Origin of the sequence: uncultured Mucilaginibacter sp., from assembly GCF_903913935.1 — a bacterium.
GTDB lineage: Bacteria > Bacteroidota > Bacteroidia > Sphingobacteriales > Sphingobacteriaceae > Mucilaginibacter.
In genome coordinates, this window is sequence record NZ_CAIWNH010000486.1 from 1 (window position 1) to 13,246 (window position 13,246).

7 protein-coding genes are annotated in these 13,246 nt (G+C 43.3%); 5 read left to right on the forward strand and 2 right to left on the reverse strand.

Translation table 11 applies throughout. The features are described 5' to 3' along the window. Positions 1–127: 127 nt before the first annotated feature. Together cysS and QZY09_RS19715 are read right to left on the reverse strand one after the other, a co-directional pair. The gene (gene cysS, locus QZY09_RS19710) at positions 128–1,591 is read right to left on the reverse strand and encodes a cysteine--tRNA ligase (protein ID WP_295675187.1); all 1,464 of its coding nucleotides are present in this window, start codon (positions 1,589–1,591) and stop codon (positions 128–130) included. A gap of 112 nt (positions 1,592–1,703) precedes the next feature. Then, the gene (locus tag QZY09_RS19715) at positions 1,704–2,666 is read right to left on the reverse strand and encodes a 2-oxoglutarate and iron-dependent oxygenase domain-containing protein (protein ID WP_295675191.1); all 963 of its coding nucleotides are present in this window, start codon (positions 2,664–2,666) and stop codon (positions 1,704–1,706) included. A gap of 474 nt (positions 2,667–3,140) precedes the next feature. Here QZY09_RS19715 and QZY09_RS19720 point away from each other — a divergent pair, with 474 nt between their 5' ends. The 5 genes from QZY09_RS19720 to QZY09_RS19740 all read left to right on the forward strand — a co-directional run. Then, positions 3,141–3,452, forward strand: a complete 312-nt coding sequence (locus QZY09_RS19720) for a hypothetical protein (RefSeq protein WP_295675194.1) — start codon at positions 3,141–3,143, stop codon at positions 3,450–3,452. A 309-nt stretch (positions 3,453–3,761) separates the two neighbouring features. Continuing rightward, the gene (locus QZY09_RS19725; protein ID WP_295675197.1) at positions 3,762–5,213 is read left to right on the forward strand and encodes a TolC family protein; all 1,452 of its coding nucleotides are present in this window, start codon (positions 3,762–3,764) and stop codon (positions 5,211–5,213) included. A 26-nt stretch (positions 5,214–5,239) separates the two neighbouring features. After that, entirely contained in the window at positions 5,240–6,430 is a 1,191-nt protein-coding gene (locus QZY09_RS19730; protein WP_295675200.1) for an efflux RND transporter periplasmic adaptor subunit, read from the forward strand. Between the two features lie 166 nt (positions 6,431–6,596). Continuing rightward, positions 6,597–9,848 carry an efflux RND transporter permease subunit gene (locus QZY09_RS19735; RefSeq protein ID WP_295675203.1) on the forward strand — a complete coding sequence of 1,084 codons (3,252 nt, stop codon included), beginning with the start codon at positions 6,597–6,599 and terminating at the stop codon, positions 9,846–9,848. A 127-nt stretch (positions 9,849–9,975) separates the two neighbouring features. Continuing rightward, the coding region (locus tag QZY09_RS19740; RefSeq protein WP_295675206.1) for an efflux RND transporter permease subunit at positions 9,976–13,246 on the forward strand (3,271 nt) is incomplete at its 3' end.

Sequence of the window (13,246 nt, forward strand, 5' to 3'; positions counted from 1 at the left end):
ATTTAAAACATTTAATGGACGAAGCCTCGCCGAACAGCGGTTATTGTAATAATTTATCGTTTTTTAACATTCAAAAACAAACCGGCTTAGCTCAATATAATCAACTACCGTAACGTATTGATATCAATTAAATTTTACTCCAGTTTGTACCATCTTTGTTATCTTTCAACTGAAAACCAATTTCCTGCAACCCATTTCTTATTTTATCGGAAGCGGCGTAATCATGGTTGATTTTTGCTTCATTCCTTAAATTTACAATAAAATCTAAAACTTTCGGTAAGTCGTCATTGGCGGCCTGTTCATTTTTTAACCCCAGGATATCAAACACAAAAATAGTCATCGTGTTTTTCAAAAGCTCAAGATTTACAGCATCTATTTTCATTTTACCATCGTGCACCGAATTAATTATCCGGCTTGCCTCAAAAAGCTCCGCAATCAGCACCGGGCTGTTAAAGTCATCGTTCATGGCAGCATAGCAGCGGTCGATCAATGGCTGTATCTCAATTTCTGTTGCGGCTGATGCCTTTAAGCCATCTATTAAAGTTAATGCATTCATTAACCGTTTAAAGCCTTTTTCCGAGGCTTCCATCGCTTCGTTACCAAAATCAAGCGTACTGCGGTAATTGGCCTGGAGCATAAAAAACCTTACCGTCATGGGGCTGTACCCTTTATTTAAAATGGCGTTGTTACCGCTAAAAAGCTCATATGGTAAAAAGCTATTCCCCAATGATTTGGACATTTTTTGACCATTTACTGTCAGCATATTGGTATGTATCCAGTAGGTTGCAGGGTTCTTACCGCAGGCGGCCATATTCTGGGCTATCTCGTTGGTATGATGGGTTGGCACCAGGTCGATCCCTCCCCCATGTATATCAAAATGCTCGCCGAGGTATTTGTTGCTCATGGCCGAACATTCCAAATGCCACCCGGGAAAACCAACACCCCATGGTGAGGGCCATTTCATCAGGTGCTCAGGTTTTGCTTTTATCCATAGGGCAAAATCAAGTTTGCCACGTTTTTCGTCCTGGCCGCCTAAGGTGCGGGTATTGTTCATCATATCTTCCAGGTTCCTGCCACTCAAAACACCATAATCTTTGGTCTGGTTATATTTTTCAACATCGAAATAAACAGATCCATCTACCTCGTAAGCATAACCTTTTGCCAGGATAACTTTTACCAGTTCAATCTGTTCAATAATATGGCCTGTAGCAGTCGGTTCAATACTTGGCGGCAGTATATTAAAAGCTTTCATCACATCATGAAACCCAACGGTATACTTTTGTACAATCTCCATGGGCTCCAACTGAGCCAGCTTTGCTTTTTTTGATATTTTATCTTCTCCTTCATCACCGGCATCGCCCTCCAGGTGGCCTGCATCGGTAATATTGCGTACGTAGCGCACTTTATAGCCCAAATGGCTAAGGTACCTGAAAATCAGATCGAATGAGATATAGGTACGGCTATTGCCGAGGTGCGCATCACTATAAACAGTAGGGCCGCAAACATATATCCCTACATGCGGCGGGTTAAGCGGTATAAATTTTTCTTTTTTGCGTGTTAAGGTGTTGTAAACAAACAAGTCTTGATTCATGTGCGCAAACTTACATTTTTAAGGTGAAAGGTTAAAGGCGAAAGGTTAAAGGTAAAAAACATCTTTAGCAGGGAAATCTCCCACTTTTGCATTTTACCTTCATCCATTCACCTCATTTCATCAGTCCTATTTCTCTCAGGCGTTCATCCAGGTATTCGCCTGCTGTAATATCGTCATATTGTTTTGGATGAGTTGCGTCAATACATGACAGTAAACAACTGAGGTCCATTCCCGCTTTTGGGTGAAGAAAAAACGGCACCGAAAAACGCGAAAATTTCATTAACTCCCCCGGCGGATTTACCACCCGGTGCGTGGTTGATTTTAATTTGTTATTGGTTAGGCGCTGCAGCATATCGCCAACGTTTACCACAAGGTCTTCACCATGGGCTTTAACCGGGAACCATTTGTTATCGCGGGTTAGCAGTTCGAGCCCATCCGCGCTTGCACCTATCAGCAGGGTGATCAGGTTAATATCTTCATGGGCGCCGGCTCTTACAGCGTCTTGAGGCAACCTATCCGGATCAGTGATCGGGAAATAGTGCAGCGTGCGCAATATGGAGTTCCCGTTATGTACATGGTCGTCAAAGTAACTTTCAGCTAACCCCAGGTAAACTGATATTGCCCTTAACAGATGAATGCCCGCCCATTCCAGTTTTTTATAAACTTCGAGTGTTGTATCATTGAAATCCGGCACCTCATCAACCCTGATATTTTCGGGGTATTCTCCTTTAATAACATCATCATCGGTAACCGTTTGGCCAATTTGCCAGAATTCCTTCAGATCGGGTGCAGTAAACCCTTTGGCGGTTTCTTTTTGTTTACCCGTGTAGCCGCGTTGCCCGGCCAAACCAGGAATCTCATATTTAGCCTTTACAGCGTCAGGGAGGGCAAACAGTGTTTTGACATCCGCATATAATTTGTCGATCAGGTTTTTATCTAAACCGTGATTGGTAACAGTAACAAATCCTGTTTCGTTAAATGCTTTACCGATCGCATCCGAAAATAGTTTGCGCTGGTTATCGCCACCATTTACAAAATGGTTTAAATCAAGCCTCGGAATATTTACCGTTCCCATATGATCCTTTTTTGCAAAACTATTTAATTTTAGAACTCTACCGATGTAATATTTTTACTTTACGAGGAAATTACACCTACATGATTAAATCACATGGTGTTAAATAAATAGCTGCCGGTATAAATAAGGGCCAAAAATACTCTCGCAGTTTTTTGGCCCTACATCTACCTATGAAAAACAACCCGTTGGGTGGGCTCAATTGCTGATTCAAAGAAGATACCAACAAAAAATCAAACGGTGTTAGCTTTAATAGATTTGTCACCCTGTTTATCGGGGTGTGAATTGTGGAAATCGTTTCTCAAATAACTGGTAAAATTTACACAGATGGCGAAAATGGTTGCTGCAAAACAGCCCAATTTGATTGAAAACTCACCCCCAATAAGCAGGACTTGGTATTTTCACTGTTCATCAAAATTGCATTAGGCTAAACCAATAATAGTGTAAACTATCCAGCAATAATGTTGTTATAGGCTTATGGATTTCAATGTTTATTTATTGGCAACCGATCCGAATAATGCCTGCAGAGATGTAATTCACTCAAGGGATACCCATTTAAAGATCCGGGTATTTTGCCTCGATAATGAACAATTCGATCCGGACAGCAACGAAATCCAGCTTTATGGATATGCAGGCAAAAAGTTATATGCATTTGAAACTATTGGTATAATGGCCGAAGATGCTTTGGACGTAGTAAGTGCCATCCGGTGGTATGCTGAATACATCGATTTCCCTCAAATGGAAATATTGCCAGATGACCCCCGCCAGGGGAACCACATTGCCGTTTAAATATTTTCACCCTTTAATATTTGGTGATGTATTTTCCATATATTGAAAAACACTAACCTGGTTTCAAGATCCCTATCAAACATCAAAAACCAATTTGGGCAATCGTTCTGGCTGCGTAACATTTTTACTGTTAATCATTCATAAGCAATTAATTAACAAAATTGTTACCCTAAGGGCCATATGTTTTTCACATTTTTACAAAACATATTAGTGTTTATTCATATTAATGAAATTGCCTGTATATTATATATTTCCAGAACGACAATTATTACATATCCAATATTAAAAAGCAAATCATAGCGTTTAAAAATGCAGAATATATTTTTTAGCCCGGCAAAAACCCGTATTTTATGGGTTAATACCTTTTTGATTTGCTCAACTTTTCTTGCTGCTGCACAAAATTCGAAAACAAAAAGCGTAACGGTGCCCGAAATTGTGCCGGATACCGGCAAGGTGAGCTTGCTGATGCCGGTAACTGTTAAAGATACCGGATCCAACAAAGCAGGAGAATATTTGACACTGCAGCAATGTATTGAATATGGCAAACAACACCAGCCTGCTGTAAACATTTCAAAAATCAATATCAACATTGCCCAAACAACCAACCTGATCAATTTATCAACTGCACTGCCGCAAATAAGTGCATCGGGCGATCTGGTACATTATTTACAGCAATCTCAGGCAGGTACAAGCACAACGGGCTCTGCTACCACCGGGACAAACTCAGCGTCGGGTCACAATTATAGTTTTGTGCCGGGGCTAGCGGTTACGCAGTCTGTATTTAATCCAAGCCTTTTGTATGCCTTTAAAAGCGCGCCTTTATATGCCAAACAGGCGCAGCAACAAAGCGATAGCACAAAAATATACCTTGTCTCGGCGGTAAGCAAATCCTTTTACACTTTACTGCTCACACTTGAACAAATAAACGTTTTAAAGGAAGATACTGCACAGTTTGGAAAAAGTTTCAGGGATGCCTATCTGCAGTATAAAGGCGGTATAGTTGACGAAACGGATTACGAACAGGCCGAGATCACTCTTAATAATACCAGGGCACAATTAAAACAGGCCAATGAAAACGTGGTGCCGCAATATGCCACATTAAAACAGTTAATAGGGTATCCAACTGATAAACAATTTAACGTAGTTTTTGACACGCTTGAAATGATGAAAAGCATTTACGTTGATACGACAGAACAGCTTCAGTTTGAAAAACGTATTGAATTTCAATTATTGGGTACCAATAAAAGTTTATTGGATCAGCAGGTAAATTATTACTGTTATTCATTCCTGCCAACTGTTTCGGCATTTTATAATTATAACCTGGCTTACGAAAACAATCACTTTTCCGATCTTTTTTCTACTTCGTACCCAAGTTCATTGGTGGGTATTTCGTTAAGCATCCCGATTTTTACCGGCTTTAACCGGCTTAATAATTTACATAAAGCCAGGTTGCAGGAACAGGTACTTGACTGGCAGCAAACAGATCTGAAATCACAGATCAACGTACAGTATACCACTGCGCTGGCCAATTATAAAGGCAACTATTACAATTTACAGATATTGCAAAAGAACGTCGATCTTGCAAGGCGGGTTTATTTCGTAGTATCACTGCAATACCGGCAAGGTATCATTCCTTACTTAAATGTGATCACCGCAGAAACTAACCTCATAAATTCAGAAATAAATTATTTAAATGCCCTGTTCCAGGTATTATCAAATAAAATTGACCTGGAAAAAGCCATGGGAAATATTTCATACTAATTGTACAAAAATCACACAGCCTCTATATGAACAGAGTACTTATAAGTTCCATTTTTTTAAGCTGCCTGGTAGTTGCAGCATGCACAAAAAAGCAGGCGCCGCCTAACCCGGAGGTACCGGTTAATTTACTATTAATAAAACCAAGGACAGTATTGTATTACGAGAAAATACCGGCAACTACCCGTGCGCTTAACCAGGTAAATTTACTACCCCAGGTATCGGGCGCCGTTACCGGCATCTTTTTCACCGAAGGCACTAAGGTAACAAAAGGGCAAAAACTATATGAGATTGACGAGCGGTTGTATAAGGCGGCTTATGACCAGGCTGTAGCTAATTTAGAGGTAACAAAAAGCGGTTTGGTACAGGCCCAGCAAGACGCCGACCGTTATACTTACCTGAATAAGTACAATGCAGTGGCCAAACAGCTGTATGACCATGCCGTTGTTACCCTTGAACAGGCAAAAAGCACCGTAAAAGCTTCTGAACAGCAGGTAAAAACAGCCAAAACGAATTTGACCTATGCAACTGTTTATGCGCCGTTTACAGGGACCATTGGTATTAGTCAGGTTAGGCTGGGCGAAGTGGTAACTCCATCAGTAACTACACTTGACACGCTTTCGCAAGATAACCCAATGGCGGTTGATTTCATTATCAACGAGAAAAATCTGCCTTTTTTCGAGAAACTGCAGCATGAAAAAACAAACGTTGACTCTCTTTTTACCCTATTAATGCCCGATAATTCGCTATACGGGCATTTGGGTAAACTTGCAATTATTGACCGGGCCGTTGACCCACAAACCGGAACAATACGCGTAAGGCTTGTTTTTGACAACCCCGATTTTTATTTAAGGGCTGGCATGAGTTGCGTGGTACGGGTGCATAATCAGGAGGCGGGGCCACAACTGGTAGTACCAAACAAGGCCGTAGTAGAGCAGATGGGCGAGTACTTTGTATATATAGCAAAAGATACGTTGATAAAAATCACCTCAGACAGCCTTAAAAAAATGGATAAAAAAGAAGCTGCCGGTGCCAACAAACCAAAACTGATTGCTATGCAAAAAAAGGTGCAAACCGGGCAGGTAATAGGGGCTGATATTATTGTTAAAAGCGGCATAAAGGCCGGCGACAAAATAATAGTTGACGGGTTGCAATCATTGCATGATGGTGTCCGCATTACAACCGCAAATAAGGTAGGCCCCGGCAAAGGCGGACATTAATAGTAGAGCCAGGAATCAAGAGCCAAGGATCAATACAAAGGGTAGAACTGATAAGAAATAAGGTAAGGAAACAAGGTACTGAAACAGTCGCTGGTAAACATGAAAACAAAACGCTTTCATCCTGGCTCTAGACTCCTGGTTCTAAACCTAAAGACATAAATAAAGAATGATAGCGAATATCTTTATAAAGCGGCCCGTAACTGCAATAGTAATTTCTATTGTGTTGGTAATTACCGGTACCGTTAGCATTTTATTGCTGCCGATCGACCAATATCCTGATATTACTCCACCAGTGGTTCAAGTGAATGGCCAGTTTATAGGCGCCGATGCCCAAACCGTGGAACAAACTATGGCGACGCCTATTGAAGAACAGGTAAATGGTACGCCCGGTATGGAATACATGCAAAGCAACAGCACCAATAATGGTGCGATGCAGCTAAATGTAACTTTTAAAATAGGCACGCCGATTGACGTTGCGGCACTCGATGTGCAAAACCGGGTGAGTATTGCAACGCCGTTATTGCCATCAGCGGCCAGCAGGTTAGGCCTTACTGTACGCGCAGTCAACCCCAGCATGCTGATGATGGTAGCTATTTACGCACCAAAAGACACACATAACATTACGTTCCTGGATAACTATACCAATATTTTTATCCAGGATGCCTTGCTGAGGGTACCTGGAGTAGGCACGATAAGCCGTTTTACCGACGACTTTAGTATGCGTGTGTGGATGAACCCGCAAAAGATGGCTGCTTACAGTATTGAGCCGCAAGACATCATCACCGCACTTACCGCTCAAAACGTACAGGTAGCTGCAGGAACGGCTGGCGTGCCGCCGCAAGCGCCAACGCAAACTTATGAACTGGGTATTTTGGTAAACGGACGTTTAAGTACAGTTCCCGAGTTTCAAAACATCATTATAAAAAACAATCCCCAAACAGGCGAACTTGTTTACCTGAAGGATGTTGCCCGTGTAGAATTAGGGAAATTTACTTTTTCGAGCAACTCATATGTTGACGGGCACCGGGCATCGTACCTCCAGATCTACCAGGCGCCGGGCAGCAATGCGCTGCAAACAGCCAACGGAGTTTATGCCGAACTTGCCAAGTTGAAACAAACTTTCCCGACAGATGTAGCCTACAGCGTTCCGTTTGAAGCGGTAACTGTTGTAAAAGTTTCGATGACGGATGTGGTCAGGACTTTATTGATGACCCTTGGCCTGGTAGCTATCGTCGTGTTCCTTTTCCTTCAAACATTAAGATCTACCCTCATCCCCATTCTTGCGATACCTGTATCAATTTTTGGCACATTTTGCTTTTTTATACCGCTTGGGTTCACTATCAACACCTTAACCATGTTTGGCTTTGTGCTGGCTATTGGAATAGTGGTGGATGATGCCATCATCGTGGTGGAAGCAGTGCAGCATTATATCGACCATGATAAGATGTCACCCAAAGAGGCTACTTACCGGGCGATGAAAGACATTTCGGCCCCGGTAGTGGCCATCGCACTGATCCTTGCGGCGGTGTTCGTACCTGTTGGATTTATTCCGGGCATTGTAGGCAGGCTGTACCAACAATTTGCCATTACCATTGCTATTTCAGTAATTATATCGGCTTTTATCGCGCTTTCGCTAACACCGGCGCTTTGTACTCTGCTGCTAAAACCTACAGATCCAGCCAAAAAGAATAAAGGCCTCACCAAATGGTTTACAAAATTCAATGAATGGTTTGACCTTGTAACTGCAAAGTATACTGAAGGTGTACGCCGTAGTATTAAGGGGGCCAGGTATATTGTTATCCTATTGATTTGTGTATGCGCAGGTGCTTACTTTCTGTTTCAGTCCAAACCCACGGGATTTATTCCTTCGGAAGACGACGGCAATTTGTATGTAACCTACCAGCTTCCCCCGGCATCATCCACAGCCCAGTCGGTAAATATAATGTCCAAATTGATGAAAGTAGTTGCAAGCACACCTGGTGTCGGGCATTATGCTGCGCTATCAGGCCTTAATGTTGTAACTAATGCTACTAATTCCAACAACGGCACTATCTACGTTCAACTGAAACCCTGGGACGAACGATCAGGCGATGACCAGCAGGTACCAGGCATTATTAAGGTAATGCAACAACGGATTGCCGATGCCGGCGTTACAAATGCTTCCGTTGAAGTAATACAACCTTCGCCCCTTCCGGGTGTTGGTTCAACTGTAGGTTTTAGCATGCAGATAGAACAGCGGAGTACCAACGATAACCTGCAGGACTTTGAGCATGTAGTTAACCGTTTTGTTGATTCGGCTAATAAAAACCCGGCGATTACAAAGGCATTTACTTTTTACACTGCCCACACTCCCAACATGAGACTTACCGTTGACCGGGAAAAATGTGAAAAACTGGGGGTAAGCATATCGGACGTTTTTACCACTATCGAGGCATTTACCGGCAGTTTGTATATCAATGATTTCACCACCTATAACCGCACTTTCCACGTGGTGGTCCAGGCGGATACTGTTTACCGGGCGCTAATCACGGATATGGAGAAGTACTACGTGCGAAACTCCGGCGGTAAAATGGTGCCTTTGGGCGCCGTCATCAGTTTTAAGCCTGTAGAAGCGGCCCCGCTGATATCACACTTTAATATTTTCCGTTCTGCGGAGATCGACGGGTCTTCGCCACCGGGAGTAAGTTCAACTGATGCAATTGCTGCCTTGCAGAAGTTGGCCAGCAAACAACTGCCACAAGGTTATACCTATGAATTTTCAGGTTTAAGCTACGAAGAATTGAAGGCCGGTTCAGTAACCATGTATATTTTTGCATTTTCCATTACGTTTGTATTCCTGTTCCTGGCCGCGCTTTATGAAAGCTGGTCGGTTCCGTTTTCGGTATTGCTTGCGGTCCCGATTGGTGCTTTCGGTGCAATTTTAGCATTGGAACTGGTACCCTCCCTTACCGACAACGTTTACGCGCAGATCGGTTTAATCACATTGATAGGCCTCGCAGCAAAAAACGCCATCCTTATCGTTGAATTTGCCAAGGTCCGGGTAGATCGGGGCGAGGACCTTCTTGCATCTACACTGGAGGCAGTGAGCCTTCGTTTGCGCCCTATCATCATGACATCCCTGGCCTTCATACTGGGTGTGCTGCCGTTGGTATTTGCAACAGGCGCTGGTGCTGTAGCCCGGCGTACAATAGGCCTTACCGTACTGGGGGGCATGACTGCGGCTTCTACCATAGCTATTTTCGTTGTACCGGTACTATTTGTTCTTATTACCCGCTGGGCATATGGTAAGGAGAAATTAGATTACCTTAAGGCACATCACCATGAACTGATGGAAAAAGCAAAAAAAGTTGAAGCACAGAATATAGACCCGGAACTGGAGTTTGAATTGCAGAAATCACGTGACTTGAGTAAGTCTTGAGTCTTAAGTCGAAAGTCTTGAGTCAGGAGTAGAGTAGAATAATTAAAGCTGCTCACTCAACATTTTGACTTTAGACTCAGAACTTTAGACTAAGGACTTTAGACTAAGGACTTTATACTTAAAAAAAATGATCGCCAATACTTTTATAAAACGCCCGGTAACCGCTATCGTCATTTCCCTTGTTTTGATGATATCCGGCGTGATATGCATTTTTAACCTGGCTGTTGACCAATATCCCAACATTTCGCCCCCCAGCGTGAGCGTAAACGCTAGTTATACAGGCGCAGATGCCCAAACAGTTGAGCAAACTACGGCTATCCCTATCGAGGAGCAAGTAAACGGAACCCCTGGTATGGAATATATGCAAAGCTCCAGCAGTAATAGCGGAGGCATGAACCTGCGGGTAACTTTTAATGTTGGAACCAACCCACAAATTGCCGCACTTAATGTGCAAAACCGTGTTGGGATCGCAGCGCCGCTTTTGCCATCCGTAGTAAGTAAACTGGGTGCCACCGTGCGCGCCAGCAATCCAGACCAATTGATGCTCGTAGCTATCTACTCGCCAAAAAAGACACATAATATTACCTTCCTTGATAACTATACCAATACTTTTATTCAGGATGCTATATTAAGGGTTCCTGGTGTGGGTGATGTACAGGCGCGTACGGATCAGTTTGCTATGCGGATCTGGCTTAATCCGGATAAAATGGCTTCCTATAATTTAATGCCATCGGACGTAACCGCGGCGCTTAGCGGCCAAAACGTTTACGTTGCTGCCGGCTCAGTAGGCGCACCGCCCCAAAACCCGAACCAGGCCTTTGAAACCGGAATTATTGTGAACAGCATGCTCAGTAAACCCGAACAGTATGAAAAACTGATCGTAAGAAACGTGCCCGGAACAGATAAAATGATCTATTTGAAAGACATTGGCCGTGTTGAACTTGCCAAGTTCACCTACTCAGGAGGTTCCTTTGTTGATGGTAACCGTTGCTCATTGTTAATGATCTTTCAATCGCCGGGAAGCAATGCCCTGCAAACGGCCGGTAATGTTTATGCAAAACTCGCTGAACTAAAAAAATCATTTCCTCCTGATGTTCAATACGTTGTCCCTTTTGAATCGGTTACCATCATCCAGGTATCCATGCAGGAGGTGATTGGAACACTGATTAAGGCGCTAATTTTGGTTGCAATGGTTGTGTTCCTCTTCCTTCAAAGCTGGCGCGCTACCATCATACCGATATTGGCTATTCCGGTGTCTATTTTATCTACTTTTTGTTTTTTCATCCCCCTGGGTTTCACCATCAACACGCTCACTATGTTCGGGTTCGTGCTGGCGATCGGGATAGTGGTGGATGATGCCATCATTGTGGTAGAGGCGGTACAGCATTATATCGATGAACAGCATATGTCGCCAAAAGAAGCAACTTACCAAGCCATGAAGGAAATATCGGCGCCGGTAATTGCTATTGCGCTTATTTTGGCCTCAGTATTCGTTCCTGTCGGGTTTATTCCCGGCATAGTTGGCCGGCTCTACCAGCAATTTGCTATTACTATCGCTATATCAGTAATTTTTTCGGCATTTATCGCGCTATCACTAACCCCGGCACTTTGTACATTATTGCTAAAGCCGTCGCACCACGCTGCACAGAGCACAAACTGGCTTGACAGGTTTTTTGCCTGGTTCGACCGGATTTTCTTTGAGCGATTCAACCGCATGTTTGATAAGCTTAACGGCAATTACGCCAATGGCGTTAAAAGAAGTATAAAAAACTCTGCACTCATGGTATTTGTACTGGTAGCCATATGCGTGTCTGCTTTAATTCTTTTTAAACAAAAGCCATCCGGCTTTGTGCCTTCGGAGGATGGCGGACGCTTGTTTGTTACTTATCAAATGGCCGATGCCTCATCAACTACCCAATCCGTAAAAGTTCTGGAAAAGCTGATGAAGATAGTTGGCTCAACCCCGGGGATACTGCATTTTGTGGGTTCATCGGGCTTTAATATACTTGGTGGCGGCGGTAACAACAGCGGCACCATGTTTTGCATGTTAACCCCCTGGGACGATAGGACCACTCCGGATAAAAAAGTACAGGGTATAATGGATAATATCAGGAAGAGGGTAGCAAAAGCAGGGATAAAAAATGCTAATGTTGTGGCCATCCAGCCACCACCTATAAGAGGCATTGGGATTGCGGCCGGCTTCTCTATGCAAATAGAACAGGGAAACTCGACGGATGACATTCACGCATTTGAAAAAAATGTCCAAAAATTTGTCGCTATCGCCAAAAAAACGTCCGCTACTTCAACTGCATTCAGTTCGTTTACGGCGCATACACCAAGCTTTACGGTTACCGTTGACCGCGAAAAATGCGAAAAACTTGGCGTAAATATATCCGATGTGTTTTCCACTATGCAGGCCTTTATGGGTAGTTTATTTGTAAATAACTTCACATTATACAACCGTACTTACCACGCTGTTATTGAAGCCGACACTGCCTACCGTGCTTTAATTACCAATATAAACAGGTATTATGTGCGGAATAAGGCCGGCCATATGCTGCCATTAAGTACATTGGTAACGTACAAGGCTGATGCAACGGCAACTTCCATATCCCACTTTAACATATTCCGGTCTGCCGAAGTAGATGGCTCTATTCCACCGGGATACAGCAGCGGCCAGTCATTGGATGCCCTTAAGGCAATTGCGGCCAAAGCTTTGCCGCGTGGTTACACCTATGAGTTTTCGGGCCTTAGTTATGAGGAGATCAAGGCAGGCAATGTCACGATCTATATTTTTCTGTTCTCTATCATTTTTGTTTTCCTTTTCCTGGCGGCATTATATGAAAGCTGGTCGGTACCTTTTTCAGTATTGCTGGCGGTGCCTATCAGTGCTTTTGGCGCCATCGTCTTCCTTACCATTTTTCCCTTGATAACAGGTAAGGAAATCACCAACAATGTCTACGCCCAAATCGGACTTTTAACATTAATTGGCCTATCGGCTAAAAACGCTATCCTGATCGTTGAATTCGCCAAGTTGCGCGTTGACCGTGGCGAGCCACTTCTACAATCGACCATCGAAGCGGTAAGATTGCGTTTCAGGCCGATCATTATGACATCCATGTCCTTCATTTTTGGTGTATTACCGCTGGTTTTTGCTACGGGCGCCGGCGCAGAGTCAAGAAATACGATTGGTATTGCGGTGTTGGGTGGTATGATCGCCTCATCTACCATTTCAATATTTATTGTTCCTGTATTATTTGTGCTATTCACCCGTTTCTCTTATGGCAAAAAGCAACTCAAATGGCTGGTAGATCATCACGAAGAACTAATGGAAAAGGCCCGGAAAGTTGAAGAATCAAATATTGATCCGGAACTGGAATATGATATAGCGCAGGCAC

Bases quoted from the DNA above. Each gene is read 5' to 3' on its own strand.
- QZY09_RS19735 (WP_295675203.1), top strand. From the start codon at position 6,597: ATGATAGCGAATATCTTTATAAAGCGGCCCGTAACTGCAATAGTAATT.
- QZY09_RS19730 (WP_295675200.1), top strand. From the start codon at position 5,240: ATGAACAGAGTACTTATAAGTTCCATTTTTTTAAGCTGCCTGGTAGTT.
- cysS (WP_295675187.1), bottom strand. From the start codon at position 1,591: ATGAATCAAGACTTGTTTGTTTACAACACCTTAACACGCAAAAAAGAA.
- QZY09_RS19720 (WP_295675194.1), top strand. From the start codon at position 3,141: ATGGATTTCAATGTTTATTTATTGGCAACCGATCCGAATAATGCCTGC.
- QZY09_RS19715 (WP_295675191.1), bottom strand. From the start codon at position 2,666: ATGGGAACGGTAAATATTCCGAGGCTTGATTTAAACCATTTTGTAAAT.
- QZY09_RS19725 (WP_295675197.1), top strand. From the start codon at position 3,762: ATGCAGAATATATTTTTTAGCCCGGCAAAAACCCGTATTTTATGGGTT.